The sequence below is a fragment of the Pseudomonas sp. DE0157 genome (assembly GCF_007678615.1).
GTDB lineage: Bacteria > Pseudomonadota > Gammaproteobacteria > Pseudomonadales > Pseudomonadaceae > Aquipseudomonas > Aquipseudomonas parafulva_B.
Window position 1 is genome coordinate 420372 of sequence record NZ_VEJN01000001.1, and the last position, 21962, is coordinate 442333.

15 protein-coding genes are annotated in these 21962 nt (G+C 62.2%); 3 read left to right on the forward strand and 12 right to left on the reverse strand.

Annotated features, from left to right (window positions below; genetic code table 11):
- Nucleotides 1–64: 64 nt before the first annotated feature.
- The gene (locus FS777_RS01875) at nucleotides 65–5587 is read left to right on the forward strand and encodes a dermonecrotic toxin domain-containing protein (protein WP_256675144.1); all 5523 of its coding nucleotides are present in this window, start codon (nucleotides 65–67) and stop codon (nucleotides 5585–5587) included.
- A gap of 48 nt (nucleotides 5588–5635) precedes the next feature.
- Here the strand turns inward: FS777_RS01875 and hutG are convergent, their stop codons facing one another.
- From hutG to hutC, 7 genes are all read right to left on the reverse strand, one after another.
- Complete coding sequence (gene hutG / locus FS777_RS01880) at nucleotides 5636–6439, reverse strand: N-formylglutamate deformylase (protein ID WP_058639865.1); 804 nt, start codon at nucleotides 6437–6439, stop codon at nucleotides 5636–5638.
- Between the two features lie 10 nt (nucleotides 6440–6449).
- The gene (gene hutI, locus FS777_RS01885; protein WP_145253749.1) at nucleotides 6450–7655 is read right to left on the reverse strand and encodes an imidazolonepropionase; all 1206 of its coding nucleotides are present in this window, start codon (nucleotides 7653–7655) and stop codon (nucleotides 6450–6452) included.
- 15 nt (nucleotides 7656–7670) lie between these two features.
- Nucleotides 7671–9074, reverse strand: coding sequence for an amino acid permease (locus tag FS777_RS01890; RefSeq protein WP_145253752.1), 1404 nt, complete (start codon nucleotides 9072–9074; stop codon nucleotides 7671–7673).
- Between the two features lie 67 nt (nucleotides 9075–9141).
- Entirely contained in the window at nucleotides 9142–10674 is a 1533-nt protein-coding gene (gene hutH, locus FS777_RS01895) for a histidine ammonia-lyase (RefSeq protein WP_145253755.1), read from the reverse strand.
- 95 nt (nucleotides 10675–10769) lie between these two features.
- A complete protein-coding gene (gene hutU, locus FS777_RS01900; protein ID WP_058604267.1) occupies nucleotides 10770–12443 on the reverse strand; it encodes a urocanate hydratase in 1674 nt (557 codons plus the stop codon).
- Nucleotides 12444–12578: 135 nt separating this feature from the next.
- Nucleotides 12579–13148 (reverse strand): HutD family protein, encoded by a 570-nt coding sequence (locus FS777_RS01905; RefSeq protein WP_145253758.1) that lies wholly within the window; start codon nucleotides 13146–13148, stop codon nucleotides 12579–12581.
- A complete protein-coding gene (hutC, locus tag FS777_RS01910) occupies nucleotides 13145–13855 on the reverse strand; it encodes a histidine utilization repressor (RefSeq protein ID WP_173645899.1) in 711 nt (236 codons plus the stop codon). Before hutC ends, FS777_RS01905 begins: the two co-directional genes overlap by 4 nt.
- Before the next feature lie 143 nt (nucleotides 13856–13998).
- On the opposite strand from hutC, the gene FS777_RS01915 reads away from it, so the two are divergent.
- Nucleotides 13999–15363, forward strand: a complete 1365-nt coding sequence (locus FS777_RS01915; protein WP_145253761.1) for a formimidoylglutamate deiminase — start codon at nucleotides 13999–14001, stop codon at nucleotides 15361–15363.
- Nucleotides 15364–15466: 103 nt separating this feature from the next.
- Here FS777_RS01915 and FS777_RS01920 read toward each other — a convergent pair whose 3' ends face one another.
- The 5 genes from FS777_RS01920 to FS777_RS01940 form a co-directional block, all read right to left on the reverse strand.
- Nucleotides 15467–16039, reverse strand: coding sequence for a lipocalin family protein (locus tag FS777_RS01920; RefSeq protein ID WP_145253764.1), 573 nt, complete (start codon nucleotides 16037–16039; stop codon nucleotides 15467–15469).
- Nucleotides 16036–16290, reverse strand: a complete 255-nt coding sequence (gene bamE, locus FS777_RS01925) for an outer membrane protein assembly factor BamE (protein ID WP_058604263.1) — start codon at nucleotides 16288–16290, stop codon at nucleotides 16036–16038. Before bamE ends, FS777_RS01920 begins: the two co-directional genes overlap by 4 nt.
- A gap of 512 nt (nucleotides 16291–16802) precedes the next feature.
- Nucleotides 16803–17399, reverse strand: coding sequence for a DUF924 family protein (locus tag FS777_RS01930; protein WP_023533038.1), 597 nt, complete (start codon nucleotides 17397–17399; stop codon nucleotides 16803–16805).
- Nucleotides 17400–17402: 3 nt separating this feature from the next.
- A complete protein-coding gene (locus FS777_RS01935; protein WP_023532920.1) occupies nucleotides 17403–18413 on the reverse strand; it encodes a class 1 fructose-bisphosphatase in 1011 nt (336 codons plus the stop codon).
- A 240-nt stretch (nucleotides 18414–18653) separates the two neighbouring features.
- Nucleotides 18654–21104 carry a glycogen/starch/alpha-glucan phosphorylase gene (locus tag FS777_RS01940; protein ID WP_145253767.1) on the reverse strand — a complete coding sequence of 817 codons (2451 nt, stop codon included), beginning with the start codon at nucleotides 21102–21104 and terminating at the stop codon, nucleotides 18654–18656.
- A 185-nt stretch (nucleotides 21105–21289) separates the two neighbouring features.
- On the opposite strand from FS777_RS01940, the gene FS777_RS01945 reads away from it, so the two are divergent.
- Complete coding sequence (locus FS777_RS01945) at nucleotides 21290–21694, forward strand: YkgJ family cysteine cluster protein (RefSeq protein ID WP_016712459.1); 405 nt, start codon at nucleotides 21290–21292, stop codon at nucleotides 21692–21694.
- The last annotated feature ends 268 nt before the right edge of the window (nucleotides 21695–21962 follow it).

A 21962-nucleotide genomic window follows, 5' to 3' on the forward strand; every position in this document is an offset into this window, starting at 1 on the left:
CTACCTCCTTTCTCCGTCCCCGGCCCTACAGAGTCCTTCACCCCATCGTGCTGAGGACTACGAAATGCCCACCCCAACCAGCGATACCCTACCCTTACAAGGTGTCCATTACTCCACCATCGCCAAGCGCATCCCCCAGTGGCTGAAAAAGAGCCCGGCCCAGACGCATCAAGCCTTGCGCAACTGGCGACAGGCACCTGCCTGGCTGGCGTCAGCGATTACAGAGCAACCGGCCATCGCGCGTGCCTGGAGCATGGAACATGCTCAGCACCGTCAACACCAAGCGCAGGTCGCGGCGCTGTTCGAGCAGGTTGCAGACCTGAAGAGCTATGCTAGAAAGGCGTTGACCGAAGCCATCGCTGAACGCTTTGGTCTGCAGGTCGATGTCGACCGGAGCTACCTGGTGGACGCGCGCCTGATCAAGGAGCACAACGCCCTGGACGGGCGGCAGGCCGTGGAACGGGCGACCCGCTCACTGCTTCAGGCAGCCCTGCATAATTTCGAGGCATCGGCCGCCGTTGAGGGGGGCATGGATGCACCCGACGCGCTCTTGAAAAAATCGGTGATTCTCGACCACCGACGCTTCATGGGCACCGTGCCCATCACCAATGCGCTGGATATACCGGCAGAGGCCTTCGCCGACCTGTGTCGAACGCTGGACATTGGTAGGAAATATCACGACCTGATCCACGCGATCTATTACCCGGCCGCAACGGCCGACCGCAGTGCCGACGAGGTGGCCTTGGAGGTGTATCAAACACTGGGACGAACAGAGGGGTCGGCCTGGCGGCAGTCCCTGCATTACGCTCGCTTGAAGGGCGATATCAGCGAGACGTTCTACACCGCCGCGCTGGCAGTGCCGCTTGATCAAAAGCTGGACCCTTACGCCTCAGGGATCAGGTTCAGCGAGCTGCAACTCTGGGGTTGCGTACTGACGGGGGTAGTGGCCATCGACACGCAATCGGCTACCGATAGCCGCGTTGCGCTGTACATTCCCGCCGACGAGCATACTCCTCTCAAGGAGTTCGCTGATACGCAGGCCATGCATGACGTGCTGCGGGATCGACTTCAGGCCGACATGGGCTACCTGGACAAGCATGTGCCCGAGCGCGACAAGGCGATGGTTCGACAGCGCCTGCAAGCGCGTCTGATGCCGCTGGGCTGGAGTACTCGCGGCGTGTACGAGCCCGTACTCGATCCCAATGCCAGGCTCTATCCCGTTCAAACGCCTTTCAGTCACGCGTTTGAGGGGCTCATGGCTTTTCGCAAGGTGGAACGTCATGAACAGGACATTCTCTTTCACGCCGTTCCAACCGAGATCGTCGACCGGCGTGCGGCCCAGGCTCACCGCGAACTCATTGCCGAGCGCGCATTACTGGCACTGAACATCGCCGGCTTCTTCGTGCCTGGCCTCGGTGAGGCCATGCTACTGGTGGGTATCGTCCAGCTAGCCCATGAAGTGTATGAGGGCATCGAAGCCTGGGAAGCAGACGAGCGCGACACGGCTTACGACTATCTGGTCGATGTCGTCGAGAACGTAGCGGTCATGGCTGCGCTGGCAGCTGCTGGCCATGCGCTCAAGGGAACATCGGAAGCCTCCGAGGGCGACGAACCCATCGTCGAGGAACCCGACGACGAACCCGGTGACGCGCGCACTCCCGTAGAAACCCCGTCATTCATCGAGGAGCTGGAAGACGTGGGCATGCCTGATGGGCAGGTAAGTCTGTGGAAACCTGATCTCACGCCCTATCAAATCCAGGACCCACTGCCGCAGGCAGGGGTGCCCAATGAGCAGGGCCTGTTGGTGCATGAGGGTCAACAACGGCTGATACTGCAGGGCCGCCAGTATCGGGTCGTGTCAGACGCTGGCACCGGCCAATACCGGCTGCAACACCCACGCGGCGAGCATCGCTATCAGCCACCGCTGCGCCATAATGGCGCTGGCGCGTGGGTTCAGGTCACAGACCGCCCAGCTACCTGGACAGGTTCGACACTGTTGCAAAGAATGGGGCACCTGAGTGCCGACTTCGATGAGCCGACGCTGCGACGAATGCTAAAGATCAGTGACACGGACGAAGATGCCGTGCGCAGGGCGCTGGTGGAGAACGAGCGGTTGCCTGCGTTGCTACAAGACACGCTGCAGCGATTCAAGCTTGACCAGTCGATAAGCCAGCTGCCCACCACGGCAGACCGATCAACCGAATTTTCCAGAGCCTACAGCCGCATGACATCGGCCCAACTGCCCGATGCCGAACCGATCATGCGTGCATACCCCGGTCTTCCAGCCGCCATTGCCGACGAGCTGGTAAGCAGCGCCAATGCCAACGAACGAGGCGTGCTGGCAAGCGGTAGGGTGCCGCTGCGGCTGAGTGAGGAAATTCGTGTTTATCTGCAACAGGTCCGTCTGGCGCGGGCTTACGAGGGGTTGTTCCTGGTAGGGGCTCAAGGCTGGGACAGCGATCGACTGGTGCTGCACACCCTGCCCACACTCAGCAAATGGCCTGCCGAAACCAGACTACAAATCGTAAGGGGTGGGTCCTGGCCCACTCAAGCCGAGGCAGTCGGCCCCGAGCAAGGCAGCCCCCGCGTAACCATCATCCATGCCCATGCGGGGTACATCGTCCAGGATCAAGACGATCCATCTCGGCTGATAACGGCACATCCGGACCTCTTTACCGCGCTGCACGCGGCGCTGCCAGAGGTCATGGCAAAACTCGGCGCGGCTGACGCGCCGGCCCTGCAGCACCTGATGCAGGAAAGCCCGCTGCTGCCTCGCCCAGCCTTGCGCAAGGTTCTGGGCATGCGGCCGGTGCGCCCCGGCTATCGCTCACCCATGCGCCTTGCCGATGGTCGCCTGGGGTATCCGCTGAGCGGCGGTGGCCCGCAAGCCCATGCGGTCTCTCACTCACAACTCATTGCAGCGGTCGAGGCACTGGAGTTGGCGCAGCGTACCGGCCGCTCTGCCGATCAAGTAATCAATACGCTGGCCAGTGGCGGCCGCACCCGCCTGCAGATTTTCGAGCACCTGCAACGCTTGGCCGAACAGCGCACCGAACTGCAAAGCAGGCTCGATGACTGGAGCGAGGCCATCTCGCCGCCGACCGACGAGGCAGCACGCAACTACGACGCATTGCGCGAGGCGATCGTGCAGTTCTGGTATGACACGGCGTTGGACGAAGGCGACCGGAGTTCGGCCGTGTTACGCCTGGCGCAGATCTCTCTGGCTGATATTCCGCTGAACTTACCCGAGTTCTTCTACCAGCGAGTGAGCAGCCTGATCTTGTATGACCTGCCCTCAGGCGCGATGGCCAGTTGGGCGCAGAACGAGCGTTTGCTGCAACGCCTGCTCCGTCAGATGCCGCAACTCGAGGCATTGGAAATCGACCGTCCCTACACACCCCGGGCAACACCCTCGGCATTCATGTTCAGCATACCCACCATTCTGGAGAATCTGCCACGGTTGCAGCGCCTGGCACTGACCAACCAGAACATTGCCTTGTCCTCCAGTGACCTGGACATGCTGACCGGCGCCGGTCAACTGCGTCATCTGGACCTCTCTGGAAACCGCTTGGCGCAGAGTAACCGGCCTAGCTTCCACGCGCTCACACTCAATTACCTCGGGCTCGACCGCATGCAGCTGTCGCAATGGCCAATGGGCATCGGCAGCGACGCCTTGAGCCGCATCGGTGAGCTGTCGCTGCGCGACAATAACCTGCTCACGCTGCCAACGTTCCTGCTGCACGAAGCCGAATCACTTCGCCTGCCGCCGGTCATCAATCTTGAAGGCAACCCTATAAACGAAATTCACGTGCAGCGTTTGCTTATGAACGAGCAACTGGACACTTCCGGCATTCGCGTGGACCAACCGCCGTCGCTTATCGAGGGAATCACGCGCCTGCGCAACGAGCGCTCGCAGGTACGAGAAGCGCTCGAAGGCTGGGCGCAGGCATCGAGTTCCAGCAACCCTTTGACACAAACCGCCCTGGCCGAGCGTCAGCGCATTGAAACGGCGATCAACGATTTCTGGACGCATCAGGAACAGGGCCATCGATACCTCAGGCTGCAACTGGAAGACGTGTCGATTGAGCACTTCCCCAGGCGCCTGCCGCCATTCTTTGGCGAGCGTGTTCGCGCCCTGGCCTTGACTCGCCTGCGGGGCACGACTGCGCAGCTCGATGAGTTGCTCAGTCGCTTTCCAGGTATCACGCGCTTGACCATAGACGGTCATCAAGCGCCGCAATCGACACTGCCTACCGCCTTGCTGCGCTTGCCAGCGCTGGAGTACCTGGAACTGCGCAACATGAACCTGGAAATCGACCAACCCATGTTCGAGATCTTTGGTCGCCTGCCCCACCTCACCTCACTGGACCTGTCGGGCAACCGGGTGGGCGCCATCAACCACGTCCCTGCTCACCTCGCGGCGAATCTGCAGTCTTTGGTGCTGAGCAACATGGACCTGCAGGGCTGGCCAAGCTGGTGCGATCAGTTGCTGCCGCTCGAATTGCTGGACCTCAGCTCGAACAACATCACCGAACTGCCGGACCACATCCTGTCGAATCTGGATAACGCCATTCCGATTTCTTCCGTGTCCTTGCTCGACAACCCGCTGCCAGCTGCAACCATCCAGCGGGTCCGTACGTTTTCGGACAGCCACCACAGCTTCTCCTTCGCCCTGGACATTCCCAACGATCTACTGCTCACCGACGGTTCCAGTGATGGCTCCCTGGACCACCCGCATTTCCCGGTGGCCAGTGACGATACCCCCCGGATGGAGTCGTGGATGCTGGGAAATGCACTGCAAAATGAATCTTTGCAGGCATGCTGGGAGGCGCTTGCAGGCAGCGACTTGCTGCGCCTGGCAGGCCGTTTGCAAAACGCGGCCCCTTATGTGGAGCCTGCCACCCGGGGCAGCTTCTGCGAACGGGTGCGACTGATGCTGGTCGCGGCGGCGAGCAACCCGGCCGAGCGGCCATTGCTGGAAAGCATCGCTGTAGAGGCGCTGCCTGACGAGAGTGGCGCACAAACTTGCCATGACGGTGCGCTTCAGGCGTTCAACAACATCGAGTTGTACCTGATGCATCAACGTGTCGTGATTGATGCGGGGGATAGCCTGCAGCAGATGCGTCAAAGGCTGCTGCAGCTGTTCCGGGTAGAGGAACTCGAACGCCTTGCCCAGCACCGCGCGATACCGGGGGATCTGGTTTCGGTGCGCCTGGCCTACCGCCGCGAGCTGGCCAAGGAACTCGAGCTGCCCATCGCTGACCGTATGCGTTTCCGAAGTGCTGCCAACCTGGCAGCCGATGAGCTTTCGAGCGTTCTCGAACACGTGCGCAAGCGCGAACACAGCGAAGCCTTCATCGATTACCTGCTGTCCAACCAGGACTGGACCCAGCGCCTTCGCGGTGAATACGCCGAGCGGTTCGAGGAAATTGAGAACCGGTACCGCCAGCGGGTGATGGAACTGGCCAATACCAGCCATCCGCTGCAGGAAGAGGTGGTCTTGCAACAAGGCTTGCAAGTGGACCGGGAGCTCGAGGAGCAGGCACTGCTGCGCGAGCTCACGCTCAAGGAGGTCGCCAAAGACTGACGATAGACCAGGCCGCGCGTGCACCGCGCGCTGCCTGGCCGACTGGCTTCAGTTGCGATAACGCGCCTGGCCCCATGCCAGCAGCGCCTCCAGCAGCTGCTTGAGCACCGCCTGGGTTGGGCGTGCCAAGTCTTCACGGTAGGTAAAAGGTTCACGCTCTTGCATGTAGGTGCTTTGCGCGAGCTCCAGTTGGACGGCGTGAACGTGAGCGGCTGGGTTGCCGTAGTGACGGGTGATGTGCCCGCCCTTGAAGCGCCCATTGAGCACATGATCGTAACCTTGTGCCTGTTGGCAGACGTGCGTCAGCCGCTGGGCCAGGCTCGGGTCGCAACTCGCATCGTTGAAGGTCCCGAGGTTGAAGTCCGGCAGCTTGCCGTCGAACAGCCGAGGAATGTGCGAGCGGATGGAGTGGGCGTCCCAGAGCAAGACATAGCCAAACGTCTCACGCAAGCGTGCCAGCTCATGCCTGATTGCCCTGTGATAAGGGTGCCAGATGTGCTCAAGGTAGTGCTTGCGCTCTGCCGGGCTTGGCGCCAGCCCCTCCTTGAACAAAGGTTCACCCTCAAAGAGGGTGTCCGGATAGAGCCCGGTGGTGGCCCCTGCATACAGCGGCTTATCGTCCTCCGGGCGGTTGAGGTCGATGACGAAACGCGAATACTCGGCCGTCAGTACGCTGGCGCCCAGCGCCTGGGCGAAATCGTACAGACGGGGAATGTGCCAGTCCGTATCGGGCAGGCTGCGCGCCTGGTCGACCAGGCCATCGGCCACTGCCGGGGTCAGCTTCAGGCCCGCATGGGGAATGCTGATCAACAGCGGCAATTGGCCCTGGTGAAAGCTCAGTACCTTGTCCATCTCGCCTCGCTCAGATATCACGTTCATGGCCGCCGCGCACCACGCGCTTGGGCAGGTCGCCGCCAAGCCAATAGGCCAGGTCGGCAGGGCGTTCTATTTGCCAGGCAACGAAGTCCGCAGCCTTGCCCGTTTCAAGGGTGCCATGGCTGCTTCCCATGCCCAGCGCGTGCGCCGCATGGGTGGTGACACCGGCAAGGGCTTCTTCAGGCGTCATGCGCATCAGGGTGCAGCCCATGTTCAGCATTAGCCGCAGCGACAGGCCCGGCGAAGTGCCCGGGTTCAGGTCGCTGGCCAGGGCGACTTTCACGCCGTGCCGGCGCAGGGCGTCCATTGGCGGAAGCTGGGTTTCGCGCAGAAAGTAGAACGCGCCGGGCAACAAGACGGCCACGGTGCCAGCCGCTGCCATGGCCATGGCATCTTCTTCTGTCATGAATTCCAGGTGATCGGCCGACAGTGCCTGGTAGCGGGCAGCCAGGCTGGAGCCGTGCAAGGAGGACAATTGTTCCGCGTGCAGCTTGACCGGCAAACCCAATTGCTGCGCCTTGATGAACAAGCGTTCAACCTGTGCGGGTGAGAAGGCCAGGTGTTCGCAGAAGGCATCCACCGCATCCACCAGCCCTTCTGCTGCCAATGCCGGCAGCATGTCATTGCAGATGTGGGCAATGTAGTCGTCGCTGCGTTCGGCGTATTCCGGCGGTAAGGCGTGGGCTGCCAGACACGTGGCCCGAACCGTGATACCCAGCTCGTCACCCAGACGTCGGGCTACACGCAGCATCTTGCGCTCGTTGGCCAGGTCCAGGCCGTAACCGGACTTGATCTCCAGGGTGGTCACGCCATCGCGCATCAACGCCTGGACGCGCTGCTGGGCGCTGGCGAACAGCATGTCTTCACTGGCGGCGCGGGTGGCCCTCACGGTACTGGCAATGCCCCCGCCCTGCGCGGCGATCTCGGCATAGCTCACACCTTGCAGCCGCTGTTCGAACTCGCCGCTGCGGTTGCCGCCGAATACCGCGTGCGTGTGGCAATCGATCAGCCCGGGCGTTACCCAGGCACCACCCAGGTCCACCGTCTGCTCGGCCCCTTCGACTGCCCAGTCGGCACGTGGGCCGATCCACAGGATTCGCCCACCACCGGTCACGATGGCGGCGTCTTCGATGATCGAATAACGGCCTTCGGCCATGGTTGCCACATGGCAGTGCTGCCAGAGGGTTTTCATGCAGGTTCTCCTTTGCTAGCGATGCAGCTCGGCGGCTTCGGCCACTGGCGCGCCCTGTCCTGTCCGCGGCTTGCACCACAGCAGGTAGGACGCCACCAGAAAGACCAGCCAGACCATGCCGACCAGCAACGCCGCCTGGGTGTCGGGGAAATAGCCAAGCACACCGAAGACAAAGACCATGAAGGCAATGGCCAACGCCGGCCCCCAGGGCCAGAACGGTACCGGGAACTTGAGCTCGGCCATCTGCTCACGGCTCATGCTGCGCCGCATCGCCACTTGAGTGATGAGGATCATCAGCCAGACCCAGACGGTGGCGAAGGTGGCGATCGAGGCGATCAGCAGAAACACGTTTTCGGGGATCAGGTAATTGAGCAGTACGCCAACCAGCAGCGCTGCCCCCATGACCAGTACCGTCATCCACGGCACGCCATGCCTGGACAGCCGACTGAAGCCCTTGGGGGCATGCCCCTGCTGGGCCAGACCATACATCATGCGGCCCGCACCGAAGATATCGCTGTTGATGGCCGAAACGGCTGCGGAGATCACCACCACGTTCAGCACCGCAGCCGCAGAGCCGATCCCCAGGTTGCTGAAGATCTGCACGAAGGGGCTGCCCTGGCTGCCAATCTGCGGCCAGGGGTACAGGCACATCAACACGAACAGGGTGAGTACATAGAACAGCAGGATGCGCAGGGGCACGGCGTTGATCGCCTTGGGAATCACCCGTTGCGGATCCTTGGCCTCGCCTGCGGTCACCCCGATGATCTCGATGCCGCCGAAGGCGAACATCACCACTGCGAACGAGGCGATCAGCCCGGCGACACCGTTAGGCATGAAACCACCATGGTCGAACAGGTTGCCCAGGCCCACGGCCTGCCCGCTGCCCACCTGGCTGAAGCCGAACGCCATGATGCCCAGGCCCGCCAGGATCATGGCCACGATCGCCCCCACCTTGAGCAAGGACAGCCAGAATTCCAGCTCGCCGAACACCTTGACGTTGCACAGGTTGAGCGCGCCGATGAACAAGACTATGCCCAGCACCCATGTCCAGCGGGCGACCTCCGGGAACCAGAAGCCCATGTAGATACCGAACGCCGTCACGTCGGCAATGGCGACGATGACCATCTCGAACGCGTAGGTCCAGCCGAGGATGAAGCCGGCCATGGGGCTCAGGTAGGTGCTGGCATAGTGACCGAACGACCCGGCTACGGGGTTGTGTACGGCCATCTCGCCCAATGCCCGCATGACCATGAATACCGCTGCGCCGCCAATCAGGTAAGCCAGCAATACCGCCGGGCCGGCCATCTGGATGGCCGAGGCCGAGCCATAGAACAGGCCGGTACCGATAGCCGAGCCGAGGGCCATGAAACGAATGTGGCGGGCAGTCAGCCCGCGCTTTAGACCTTGTGCAGGTTGCATGTCACGTCCTTGAATTGTTTTTGTGGTCGTGAGATCCGGGGGCCGCCACCAAAGGCCCCCAAGGGCATTACAGACTAGGGAGCACGCCCGCTGGCAACAGCGCGGTCAGGCTGCCTTCGGCCAGCAGGTGCACGGCCTTTTCGATGTCCGGTGCAAAGAACCGGTCGCGGTCGTAGTGCGGCACTTCACAGCGCAACGCCTGGCGTGCTTGCTCAAGCTTGGCGGAGGTCTTGAGCCCTTTGCGCAGATCCAGGCCCTGGCAGGCGCCCAACCATTCGATCGCCAGCACGCCCCGGGTATTTTCGGCCATTTCCCATAGACGTTTGCCGGCAGCCGGAGCCATTGACACATGGTCCTCCTGGTTGGCGGAGGTCGGCAGGCTGTCGACGCTGTGGGGATGCGACAGGGCCTTGTTCTCGCTTGCCAGGGCAGCGGCGGTGACCTGGGCAATCATGAAGCCGGAGTTGACCCCACCGTTTTCTACCAGGAAAGGCGGCAGTTGGGACATGTGCTTGTCCATCATCAGCGAGATGCGGCGCTCGCTCAACGAGCCCATTTCGGCGATGGCCAAGGCGATGTTGTCGGCGGCCATCGCCACCGGCTCGGCATGGAAATTACCCCCTGAAACCACGTCGCCTTCGGCGGCGAACACCAAAGGGTTGTCCGACACAGCATTGGCCTCGACGCCGAGCACCTCGGCAGCCTGGCGCAGTTGGGTGAGGCAGGCGCCCATCACTTGTGGTTGGCAGCGCAGCGAGTAAGGATCCTGGACCTTGTCGCAGTTCTGGTGCGAGAGCGATACCTCGCTGGTGTCCCCCAGCAGGTCCCGGAAGCAGGCAGCGGTGTCGATCTGCCCGCGCTGGCCGCGCACTTCATGGATACGGGCATCGAAGGGCGAGCGCGAACCAAGGGCGGCTTCCACGCTGAGCGCGCCGCAGGTGACCGCGGCGGCGAACAGGTCCTCGCCATGGAATAGCCCGCGCAGGGCATAGGCCGTGGAGGCCTGGGTGCCATTGAGCAGGGCGAGCCCCTCTTTGGCGGCCAGGGTCAACGGCTCAAGGCCAGCGATGGCCAGGGCCTCGGTAGCCGCAAGCCACTGGCCCTTATAGCGCGTCTTGCCCTCCCCCAGCAGTACCAGGGACATGTGGGCCAGCGGCGCGAGATCACCGGAAGCGCCGACCGAGCCTTTGAGGGGGATGTGAGGATAGACCTCGGCGTTGACCAGCGCGATCAGCGCGTCGATGACCTTGCGGCGAATACCGGAAAAGCCGCGGCTCAGGCTGTTGATCTTCAGCACCATGATCAATCGGACCAAAGCGTCATCGAGGGGCGCGCCGATCCCGGCAGCATGGGACAGCACCAGCGAACGCTGCAGGTTTTCCAGGTCGTGGCTGGCGATGCGGGTCGATGCCAGCAGCCCGAAACCTGTGTTGATGCCATAGGCGGTACGGTCCTGCGCGATGATCTGTTCGACGCAGGCCACGCTGGCATCGATGGCCAGGCCGGCGCTGGCGTCGAGCTGAAGCCTTACTGGGCCTGCATGCACAGTGCGCAGTTGCGCCAGGGTCAGGCAGCCGGGCTTGAGGGTAAGTTCGGTCACGTTGCTACTCCAGTTCGCGAGGCATGGCAGGCAGCGCCAGCCCGCCTCTTCTTGTTGTTGAGTATCACCTTGTGGGGCATTGCAGAGGACAGTGATCAGCCGGTGATCATCGGCAGGTCCAGCCCCTGCGCTTGCGCGCACTCAATGGCGATAGCGTAACCGGCATCGGCGTGACGCATGACACCGGTGCCTGGATCATTGGCCAGCACGCGAGCGATACGGGCGGCCGCCTCGTCGCTGCCATCACAGACGATGACCATGCCCGAATGCTGGGAGAAGCCCATGCCGACACCGCCGCCATGGTGCAGCGACACCCAGGTGGCACCGCTGGCGGTATTGAGCAGGGCATTGAGCAATGGCCAATCGGAGACCGCGTCGGAGCCATCGCGCATGGCCTCGGTTTCGCGGTTGGGGCTGGCTACCGAACCCGAATCGAGGTGGTCGCGTCCGATCACGATCGGTGCCGACAGCTCACCACTGCGCACCATTTCGTTGAACGCCAGGCCCAGCTTGGCCCGCAGCCCCAGCCCTACCCAGCAGATGCGGGCCGGCAAGCCCTGGAAACTGATGCGCTCGCGGGCCATGTCCAGCCAGCGGTGCAGGTGGGCGTCATCGGGGATCAGTTCCTTGACCTTGGCATCGGTCTTGTAGATGTCTTCGGCATCGCCCGACAACGCTGCCCAGCGGAAGGGGCCGATGCCGCGGCAGAACAGTGGGCGAATGTAAGCCGGCACGAAACCTGGGAAATCGAACGCGTTGGCCACACCCTCTTCCTTGGCCATCTGGCGGATGTTGTTGCCGTAGTCGAAAGTGGGGACGCCCTGCTGCTGAAAATCGAGCATGGCCTGCACATGCACGGCCATCGATTGCTTGGCCGCCTTGACCACGGCTACCGGGTCGGTCTGGGCGCGGTCGCGGTACTGCTCCCAGGTCCAGCCGGCAGGTAGGTAGCCGTTGAGCGGGTCATGCGCGCTGGTCTGGTCGGTGACCATGTCTGGCCGCACCCCGCGCCTGACCAACTCAGGCAACACTTCGGCCGCGTTGCCATGCAAGGCAATGGAAATGGCCTTGCCTTCGGCGGTGTAGCGGGCGATGCGCGCCAGCGCGTCGTCCAGGTCCGTGGCCTGCTCATCGACATAGCGGGTTTGCAGGCGGAAATCGATACGGCTTTGCTGGCACTCGATGTTCAGCGAGCAAGCCCCGGCCAGGGTCGCGGCCAATGGCTGGGCCCCACCCATGCCGCCCAAGCCTGCGGTCAGCACCCACTTGCCCTTCAGGCTGCCGCCATAGTGCTGGCGACCCGCCTCGACGAAGGTTTCGTAAGTGCCTTGTACGATGCCCTGGCTACCGATGTAGATCCAGCTGCCCGCGGTCATCTGGCCGTACATGGCCAGGCCCTTGGCGTCGAGTTCGTTGAAGTGCTCCCAGCTGGCCCAGTGAGGGACCAGGTTCGAGTTGGCAATCAGCACGCGTGGGGCGTTGCTGTGGGTCTTGAACACGCCGACCGGCTTGCCGGACTGGACCAGCAAGGTTTCGTCGTCTTCCAGACGGGTCAGGGTTTCGACGATCTTGTCGTAGCAGTCCCAGTTGCGCGCGGCCCGGCCGATGCCACCGTACACCACCAGCTCCTTGGGGTTTTCGGCGACCTGCGGGTCGAGGTTGTTCATCAACATGCGCAGTGGCGCTTCGGTCAGCCAGCTTTTGGCAGTGAGCGTATTGCCACGCGGGGCACGGATTTCAACGTCACGGTATTTGTTGTTGTCGGTCACGGGAATGTCCTTTGCGGTCGGCTGCAGCAGATATGTCGTGGAGCAATACAAACACATCTTTACTTGTATGTACAAGCATGGACAAGTGAAATTCTCAAACCGTGTCGCTGCAAGCGATGCCAGCCCAGGGTCAGCTCAACGGGGATCGAGTTCGATCAGGCAGCACCGCCCCTGTACGTCCAACGCCAGCAACGCTTCGTTGCCTTCCAGTTGCAGGCAGTCATGCTGCTCCAATTGCAGGGCCTGTTGCCCCGCCTTAACGTCTACCGCTTGGCTGCCGGCAAACAGCAGCACGGTCGAAGCCGAGGTGTGCACACGATTGAAACCTTCCAGCCATTGCAAGCGTGCCCGATAGCGCTGCGGTGCATAGATGAGGTTGAAATCACGAATCGGCCCGCCGATCAGTTGGCAATCGACCTCGCTTGCCCCGTCGAATGCAAACCCGTCGAAGGGCAGCAACGGCCGGCTGAGTTGGCCGTCTACCAACAGTTGCATGCCATCGCCCTGCAGCACGGTGATGAACCGCTGGTAGCCGGCGAAGCTCGAAAAAGCACCCGACGCCTGGATATCGGCAATCGACAGTCGCCAGCCAAAACCGTCCAGGCCCTGGCCTTGGTCACGGGCGATTTCCTCGGTGAAGCCGCCGCCGTTTTTCCAGGCCATGCGCGGGTAGCCCCGCGCCTGCAATACATGCACTCGGCTCATTTGCCAAAACGTCCTTCCAGGCGGTGGCGCGATCCGGGGTGAATCAGCCGCGCGGCCGTGACCGGCTGGCGCCCGGACCAGGTACGGCGGCGGATGAGCAGGCATGGCTCGCCGCGTTCGATTTGCAGGAGTTGGCACTCCTCGGGCTCTGCCAGGATCGCCTCGACCACATGCTCACCCTCTGTCAGTGGGGCTACCTGGGACAGATAGGCATAAGGCGTTTGACGGGTGAAGTCCTGCAGCAGATATTCGGGCGCCACGGCCGCGTTGACGTAGCGATCCTCGATCTGCACCGGGGTATCGTTCTCGAAATGCACGATCAGCGAATGAAATACCCGCTGGCCTTCGCGCATGTTCAAGGCCAGCGCTCGCTCGGAACCTGCCGCTTCCTCGGCAAGCACCACGACCTGACAACTATGCCGATGCCCACGCGCGGCGATTTCATCGGCGATGTTGTTTACTTCGAACAGCGCAGAGCGGCCTTTGGGTTCGGCTACGAAGGTGCCGACACCTTGCATGCGCACCAACAGCCCTTCGGCTGTGAGCTCGCGCAGGGCACGATTGATGGTCATGCGGCTGAAGCCCAGTTGGCTGACCAGTTCGCTTTCCGATGGCACACGGTGATGCGGCGGCCAGCTACCGTCATCAATGTGCTGCTTGATCATCTGTTTGACCCGCGCGTACAGCGGCGCCGGGCCCTCGCCCATGGGGGCAACCAGCGCGTTGACAGGAGGTGTCGGCACGGCCAGGAATCCTTGTGCATAAGAAATGAGCATTAGCTTGCCGGAGTTTACCCGGCAGGCAAACGCCTGTATATGTATATACAACCTAACAAAAACAGGAGCCCGTAATGCCCGCCTATTTTGCCCAACGTGCCTTGTTGCCCTCAGGGTGGGCCCGCGATGTGCGCTTCGACGTCGGCGTGGACGGGTACCTGACGCGGGTTGAAGCCGACGCTTGCGCCGACGGCGCAGAGCATCTGGCGGGCCCCGTACTGCCCGGTATGCCGAATGTGCATTCCCATGCGTTCCAGCGCGCCATGGCCGGGCTTGCCGAAGTCGCCGGCGACCCCAGTGACAGCTTCTGGACCTGGCGCGACCTCATGTACCGCCTGGTCGGGCAGATCACAGCTGAGCAGTTGCAGGTCATCGCCCGCCAGCTCTACATCGAGATGCTCAAAGCGGGCTATACCGCGGTGGCGGAGTTCCATTACGTGCACCACGACCAGGCAGGTAATGCGTATGCAGACCCGACCGAGTTGTCTCGCCGGATCAGCGCAGCGGCCGCGCAGAGCGGTATCGGCCTGACCCTGCTGCCGGTGCTTTATAGCCATGCAGGCTTTGGCGGCCAGACGCCAAGCGCTGGCCAACGCCGGTTCATCCAGTCCACCGACCACTACCTGCAACTGCAGGCGCGACTGGCGCCGCTGGTGGCCGCGCAACCGGCGCAGAGGCTGGGCTTGTGCTTTCACTCGCTGCGGGCTGTGACGCCTGGGCAAATCGCCGAGGTGTTGGCAGCCAGTGACGATCAATGCCCGGTGCACATTCATATTGCCGAGCAGCAACGGGAAGTCGATGACTGCCTGGCCTGGAGCGGTCTGCGGCCCTTGCAATGGCTGTATGAACACGTGGCCGTGGATGAGCGCTGGTGCCTGGTACACGCCACCCACGCCCAGCCCGACGAAGTGACAGCCATGGCCCGCAGCGGCGCCGTGGCGGGATTGTGCCTGACGACCGAAGCCAACCTGGGCGACGGCATTTTCCCGGCTGCGGATTACCTTGCGCAGGGCGGGCGCCTGGGGATTGGTTCGGACAGCCATGTCTCGCTAAGCGTGGTCGAAGAGCTGCGCTGGCTGGAATACGGCCAACGCCTGCGCGACCAAAGGCGCAACCGCTTGCATCGCCACGATCAACCCATGGTCGGGCGCACCTTGCTTGACGCTGCGTGGGCAGGGGGTGCACAGGCGCTGGGCCAGCCCATTGGCGAACTGGCTGTAGGCAAGCGCGCCGACTGGCTGGTGCTTGATGATCAGGACCCCTACATCGCCACAACCGATGGCGACGGCATTCTCAATCGATGGCTGTTTGCCGGCGGCGATCGGCAGGTGCGCGACGTGATGGTCAATGGACAGTGGGTGGTACGCCAAGGCCATCATCTGCAAGAGGAGCAAAGCCGGGCGGCATTCGCTCAGGTGCTGCGGCAGCTTTTGGGATGAAGGGATCGAGGCCGCGTAGTGGCGACCGCGATTCAAGCTGAGGCAGTACAGGAGAACCCGGTAGGCTTGACGTTCCTTTCGGCCCACCACGCCTGCAACGTCCTCAGTGCATCTTGATGATCTGCTGATCGGAAGCTCGCCAAATCAACCGGCTGGTGTCGTAGCCCTGCTGGCGAGCCTTGGCCAGCAAGTGCTCGCGCTCCCAGGCCGGCAAGCTGGGCGTGCGTGACAGAATCCACAAGTATTTGCGGTCCGGGCTGCCGACGACCGCGGTGCGGTACCGCTCGTCCACGTACAAGATCCAGTATTCGCCCCTGGCAACGCCCGGGACCAGCCGTGTGAACCAGTTATCGAACTCGACCCACAGCCTGTCGGTATGACCTGGCGCCTCGATATAGGCGCGGCCCTCGGCACGCAACCACTCGTCACCCAGGGTGCGGCAGCGGTTCAGCAGACCGAACGACCCGTCGGGCCGTAGGTTGTAATGCGCCTCGGACTGTTCGCAGCCGGCCTGATAGCGCATGGGCAAGCGTGCAAGCTCGTACCACTTGCCCTGATAACGCTTGAGATCAACCTGCCCTGCGGTCTTCGGTGCAAGCGGGTCATTCATCGACCCCGCGCACCCGCCGAGCAAGAGGGTTAGGCACAGGCCCAACAGCAGACCGACAGCCCTCATTTGAGGCCCTGCCCGGAATACATCAAGACTTTGTTCGACGCGTACTGCACGCTGATGAAGCTACGTTCGTCCCCCCACGTGCAACTGCTCATGCCCAAAGCGCCCGAGCACTCGGTTGGCGTGCCGAGCAATTGCTCGACGTCGGCCTTGCTCATGCCAGCCTTGAGTTTGGAATAGTTTTCCTGATTGATCTTGCTGCAGGCGACAAGCACGACACACAGCGACAACAGGGCGAGGGAACGCAACGACATGAAGACACTCCTGAACGAGGGAGCAGGCGAGTGGCCTGCAGTGCCCTTCGACGGGAAAATGCCTCCCAGGTTCCCTGGTGGGCCTGCCCATGACTGCTACCGCTGATCGGGAAAACGGCTTATTCGAATGAGCCGCCGGGGGATGGGTGTGTTCTGTATGGGGCTTTATATGCTTGGGCTGGGCCTGAAATAGCGGACACCACTGGGGCCGCTGTGCGGCCCATCGCGGCCGGTCCGGCGCCCCGGCGAGGCCGCTCCTACACTGACCGCGTGATGCCTGAATAGGCGAGGCCGCAGAACGTGGCGGGACCGGCTTTACCGGTATGCCAGACTGGCCGTAAAGCGGCCCCAGCTGCGAACCCGTCAATTCAGGCGCTACGTGGTTGGTGTAGGAGCGGCCTCGCCGGGGCGCCGGACCGGCCGCGATGGGCCGCACAGCGGCCCCAACGGTTTCAAGTCAATCGCATTAGCCCATGAAGGGCGGCCTCAGGCATTGGACGCACAACGCCGCTTCAGAACCTGGAACCGGGCTCGAGCAGAAAGTCCATTTCTTCACTGGTACTTGGCCTGTCCAACACCAGGTTGCGGTGCGGGAACCGGCCGAACCGCTCGATCACCCGCTGGTGCTGCTGGGCATAATCCAGAAAACCTTCGAACAACCGACGGTTGGCTTCAGGCTGCTCATCGAGCAGCACCTGGTAGCGCTCGACGGACATGTTCTGCCAGTCCAGCACTTCGGCATGTTCGAGCACCAGCAGCACGAATACCCGCTGGATCGGGAGCAACTGGTAATCCCAGTCCTTCTGCAACCCTTGCAGGGCAACCACTTGCGCACGCCGATCACCTTCGAACGCACGCGGCGTGTCGCGGTAGATCATGCGTGGCAACTGATCGAGCAGAAGCAGAAGCCCGAGCCAGCCCTGAGGGCTTTGCTGCCACTCGTCTAGCCCGCCAGCCAACGCCTGTTCTACAAGCTCACCGAACAGCGCCTGAGCCTCGGCGTCGTGATGCTTGCCGAACCATTGGGCGCTCTTCTCGTCAGCCACGGCCTGGGCACTGGTGCCCCAACCGAACCACCATTCCAGCAAAGGCTGCCAAGGTGCGAGCATGACTTACTCCTTGTGGTAGGCGGTGACGCGCTCGACCTCTTCCTTCGAGCCCAGGATCACCGACACGCGCTGGTGCAGGCTTTCTGGCTGAATGTCGAGGATGCGGTCGTAACCGTTGGTGGACGCGCCACCGGCCTGTTCGATGATGAACGACATCGGGTTGGCCTCATACATCAGGCGCAGCTTGCCCGGCTTGCTCGGCTCACGGGCATCGCGCGGGTACATGAACAGGCCGCCACGGGTCAGAATACGGTGTACGTCGGCCACCATCGAGGCGATCCAACGCATGTTGTAGTTCTTTTTCAGCGGGCCGGTCTCGCCTGCCAGCAACTCGCCCACGTAGCGCTGTACCGGGGCTTCCCAGTGACGCTGGTTGGACATGTTGATGGCGAATTCGGCGGTGGTTTCCGGAATACTGATGTTCTCGTGAGTCAGCACGAAGCTGCCCAATTCGCGATCCAGGGTGAAGCCCTTGACGCCGTTGCCCAGGGTCAGGATCAGCATGGTTTGCGGGCCATAGATGGCATAGCCGGCCGCCACCTGCTCGGTACCCGGCTGCAGGAAGGCATTTTCGTTCAGGGTTTCGTTCTGGCTCAGGTACTCGTTGGGGCAACGCAGTACCGAGAAGATGGTGCCGACCGACACGTTGACATCAATGTTGGAGGAGCCGTCCAGCGGGTCGAAGACCAGCAGGTAGGCACCTTTGGGGTAGCGACCCGGAATCTGGTAGGCATTGTCCATTTCTTCGGACGCCATGCCGGCCAGATGACCGCCCCACTCGTTGGCTTCGAGCAGGATGTCATTGGAGATCACGTCCAGCTTCTTCTGAACTTCGCCCTGGACGTTTTCGGTGCCCATGCTGCCCAGCACGCCGCCAAGGGCGCCCTTGGACACGTGGTGGCTGATTTCCTTGCACGCACGCGCCACCACTTCGATCAGGAAGCGCAGATCGGCAGGGGTATTGTTGCTGCGGGTCTGCTCAATCAGATAGCGACTAAGGGTAACGCGGGACATGTATGGCTCCAACAGGATTGGGGATGGAAAACCCACGCAGTTTACAGGGAGAGCGGCGGGCTAGCGAGCGATGAGACTCGCCACGGCTGTCAGACGGCACAATGGATCGGGAGTTCAGCGCTCGCCAGGCCGACGGTCGGGCACCGGGCTGCCGGCCCCATCCTGGCGCCGGCCAGCCTGTGCTCGCTACAGATGGCAACGCTGACGAGCCAGAGCGGTGCCCCCCTGGCCGTCCCTGTGTCAGTCCAGTGCCTTCCAGATCTCGGTCGCGTACTCGCGGATGGTCCTGTCCGACGAGAACCAGCCCATGCGTGCCGTGTTCAGCACAGCCATGCGCCACCACTGCTGCGGCTGGTGCCACAGGTCTTCCACCCGTTGCTGAGCATCCCAATAGGCATCGAAGTCGGCGCAGACCATGAAGCGGTCGTAGCCAATCAGGCCATCGATCAGACCGGTGTAACGCGAAGGGTCGTCCGAGGAGAACACGCCACTGCGAATGGCCTGCAACACATCGTTCAAGCGCCCGGAGGCCGCGATGGCAGCAGAGGCACCAAAATCGCCAGCGCGCTTGCGCGCCTCGACCTGCTGCGCCGTCAACCCGAAGATGAACATGTTGTCGGGGCCGACCTGCTCACTCATCTCCACGTTCGCGCCATCGAGGGTGCCGATGGTCAGGGCGCCATTGAGGCCGAACTTCATGTTGCTAGTACCCGAGGCCTCGTAACCGGCAGTGGATATCTGCTCGGAAAGGTCCGCGGCCGGGATAATGCTTTCGGCTAGGCTGACGTTGTAATTGGGCAGGAACACCACCTTGAGCAGGCCGCGCACGGTGGGATCGTTGTTGACCACGCGCGCGATGTCGTTGGTCAGCTTGATGATGAGCTTGGCCTGATGGTAGCTGGCCGCCGCTTTGCCCGCGAAGATCTTGACCCGCGGTACCCAGTGCGTACCCGGGTCGTGGCGAATGGCCTGGTACAACGCGACGGTGTGCAGAAGGTTGAGCAATTGCCGCTTGTACTCGTGGATGCGCTTGACCTGCACGTCGAACATCGCCTCCGGGTTCACCGTAACGCCCACCCGGTCCTGGATGATGCTCGCCAATGCACGCTTGCTGTGCAGCCGCTGCGCCGCGAACTGCTTGCAGAAACTGGCTTTGTCGGCGAACGGAGCCAGCCCGGTCAACAGCCGCTCAGGATCGTCCAGAAGTTCCGGGCCCAATGCCTCCACCAGCATGCCGGTCAGCTGGGGGTTGGACTGGTAGAGCCAGCGGCGGAAGGTGATGCCGTTGGTCTTGTTGTTGATTCGCTGCGGGTACAGCTTGTGCAACTCGGAAAAGACCGTGCTTTTCATCAATTGGCTGTGTAGGGCCGACACGCCATTGACGCTGTGCGAGCCCAGGAAGGCCAGGTTGCCCATGCGCACCCGCCGGCCGTTGTCTTCTTCGATCAAGGACACGGCACGCAGCACGTCGAAGTCGTGCATGCCTTTGGCCCGCAACGAGTCGATGTGGTAGGCGTTGATCAGGTAGATGATCTGCATGTGCCTTGGCAGCATGCGTTCCATCAATGCCACCGGCCAGGTTTCCAGGGCCTCGGGCAGCAAGGTGTGGTTGGTGTAGGCCAAGGTACCCACGGTCAGTTCCCAGGCGGTATCCCAGGGGATTTGATGTTCATCGACCAGCAACCGCATCAGCTCGGCCACGGCGATGGAGGGGTGGGTATCGTTGAGCTGAATGGCCGCCGCATCGGGCAGGTTGAGCAAGTTGTCGTGCATGTTCAGGTGCCGGCGCAGCAGGTCTTGCAGCGATGCCGACACGAAGAAGTATTCCTGCCGCAGGCGCAGCTCTTGGCCAGCCTCGGTACTGTCGGCCGGGTACAGCACGCGGGAGATGCTTTCGGCGCGCGCTACCTCGGCAACGGCGCCCAGGTGGTCACCTGCGTTGAAGCGCTCCAGGTGCAGCTCTTCCAGCGCCCGTGCACGCCACAGGCGCAAGGTATTGACGCTGGAGCCTCGCCAGCCGACCACCGGCGTGTCATACGCCACCGCCCGGACGGTTTCGCTGGGTGACCACACCTGGCGCTGGTTGCCATGCGTGTCGCTGACCGTTTCGACGCTGCCACCAAAACTGATGGGGTAGATGACTTCGGCCCGCTCGAATTCCCATGGGTTACCGAAATCCAGCCAGTTTTCCGTCTGTTCCTGCTGCCAGCCGTCCACCATCGCCTGCCGGAACAGGCCGTGCTCGTAGCGGATGCCGTAGCCATGCGCAGCAATGCCCAGCGTCGACATGCTTTCCATGAAGCATGCCGCCAGCCGGCCCAGGCCGCCGTTGCCCAACGCCGCGTCGGGCTCGAGCAGGCGAATGCGCTCCAGGTCCACATCCAGGCCGTCCAGCGCTTCGCGCGCGATGTCCAGCAGGCCCAGGTTGCTCAGGCTGTCATACAGCAGGCGACCGATCAGGAACTCCAAGGAGAGGTAGTACACCCGCTTCTGGCTGCGTCGGTAGGATTGCCGGGTATGGTCCATCCAGTGATCGACCATATGGTCGCGCGCGGCCAGGGCGATGGCTTCGAACCAGTCATGATCGAAAGCATGCTCCGGGTCCTTGCCGACGGCATAGGTAAGTTTATCCAGCACTGCGGCGCGAAAATCCGCGACTTCAGCGTCACGCGCTTTGGGTTCCTGGGACATGCGTCATCCTCGGGGCAAGTGGACAAGAGCAGAAAGCAAATGTTGAGCCTAGACGCTTCGACCGGCCGCAATCACCAGTGTTCGAGTATTTGCGCGGCAGCGTGCAACCGGTCATAAAATTGTTCATAAATTGAACAATTCCGGTATCATCGCGCGCCCTACACCGTGATCCACCTCATAAAACGATGAAAACGACCCTGATCGCCGCTGCCGAAGTCGACCGCCTGGAGACTTGGCAGCGCTATGCCAGCCACATGTGCGGCGGCTGCCACTCAACTTGCTGCACCTTGCCGGTGGAGGTCAAGATCAAGGACCTGATCCGCATCGGCGTGGTGGATGAATTCGAAAAAGACGAGCCGCCCAAGAACGTGGCCAAGCGCTTGCAGAAAGAAGGCATCATCGAGCGCTTCAACCAGAAGTCAGGCATCTTCACCCTGACGCGCATGAGCAACGACGATTGCATGTATCTGGATCGTAAGAGCCGGCTGTGCACCATTTATGACAAGCGCCCCGACACCTGCCGCAACCATCCGAAGGTCGGGCCACGGCCGGGGTATTGTGCGTACAAGCCGAAGGTGGTTGGGCGGTAATCCGTTGCATACGCCGACCTCTCACCGTAAGCCTGCCCCCACAGGTTTCCACTGCTGACTGTGGATTCGGCCTGGGCGTTTTGATCGACCAGCGCGAGCCTCAGCTTTTCGCTGTCGTGATTGACAACCAGGGAGGTAGCAGCTCCGCCGCCGACGTGATGTAACCCATGATAATTTCCAGCGTTGCGGCCATCTTTTGTTACGCCTCAATCAGGATATTTTCACTGCCATGACACCAGTCTTAGTCGTGAAGTCCGCGAATAGCTAT

Excerpts from the sequence above, each read along its gene's own strand:
- hutC (WP_173645899.1), bottom strand. The coding sequence starts at position 13,855 with ATGGGCGAGGGCCCGGCGCCGCTGTACGCGCGGGTCAAACAGATGATC.
- FS777_RS01875 (WP_256675144.1), top strand. The coding sequence starts at position 65 with ATGCCCACCCCAACCAGCGATACCCTACCCTTACAAGGTGTCCATTAC.
- FS777_RS01915 (WP_145253761.1), top strand. The coding sequence starts at position 13,999 with ATGCCCGCCTATTTTGCCCAACGTGCCTTGTTGCCCTCAGGGTGGGCC.
- FS777_RS01890 (WP_145253752.1), bottom strand. The coding sequence starts at position 9,074 with ATGCAACCTGCACAAGGTCTAAAGCGCGGGCTGACTGCCCGCCACATT.
- FS777_RS01945 (WP_016712459.1), top strand. The coding sequence starts at position 21,290 with ATGAAAACGACCCTGATCGCCGCTGCCGAAGTCGACCGCCTGGAGACT.
- hutI (WP_145253749.1), bottom strand. The coding sequence starts at position 7,655 with ATGAAAACCCTCTGGCAGCACTGCCATGTGGCAACCATGGCCGAAGGC.
- FS777_RS01920 (WP_145253764.1), bottom strand. The coding sequence starts at position 16,039 with ATGAGGGCTGTCGGTCTGCTGTTGGGCCTGTGCCTAACCCTCTTGCTC.
- bamE (WP_058604263.1), bottom strand. The coding sequence starts at position 16,290 with ATGTCGTTGCGTTCCCTCGCCCTGTTGTCGCTGTGTGTCGTGCTTGTC.
- FS777_RS01930 (WP_023533038.1), bottom strand. The coding sequence starts at position 17,399 with ATGCTCGCACCTTGGCAGCCTTTGCTGGAATGGTGGTTCGGTTGGGGC.
- FS777_RS01935 (WP_023532920.1), bottom strand. The coding sequence starts at position 18,413 with ATGTCCCGCGTTACCCTTAGTCGCTATCTGATTGAGCAGACCCGCAGC.
- FS777_RS01940 (WP_145253767.1), bottom strand. The coding sequence starts at position 21,104 with ATGTCCCAGGAACCCAAAGCGCGTGACGCTGAAGTCGCGGATTTTCGC.
- hutG (WP_058639865.1), bottom strand. The coding sequence starts at position 6,439 with ATGGACAAGGTACTGAGCTTTCACCAGGGCCAATTGCCGCTGTTGATC.
- FS777_RS01905 (WP_145253758.1), bottom strand. The coding sequence starts at position 13,148 with ATGAGCCGAGTGCATGTATTGCAGGCGCGGGGCTACCCGCGCATGGCC.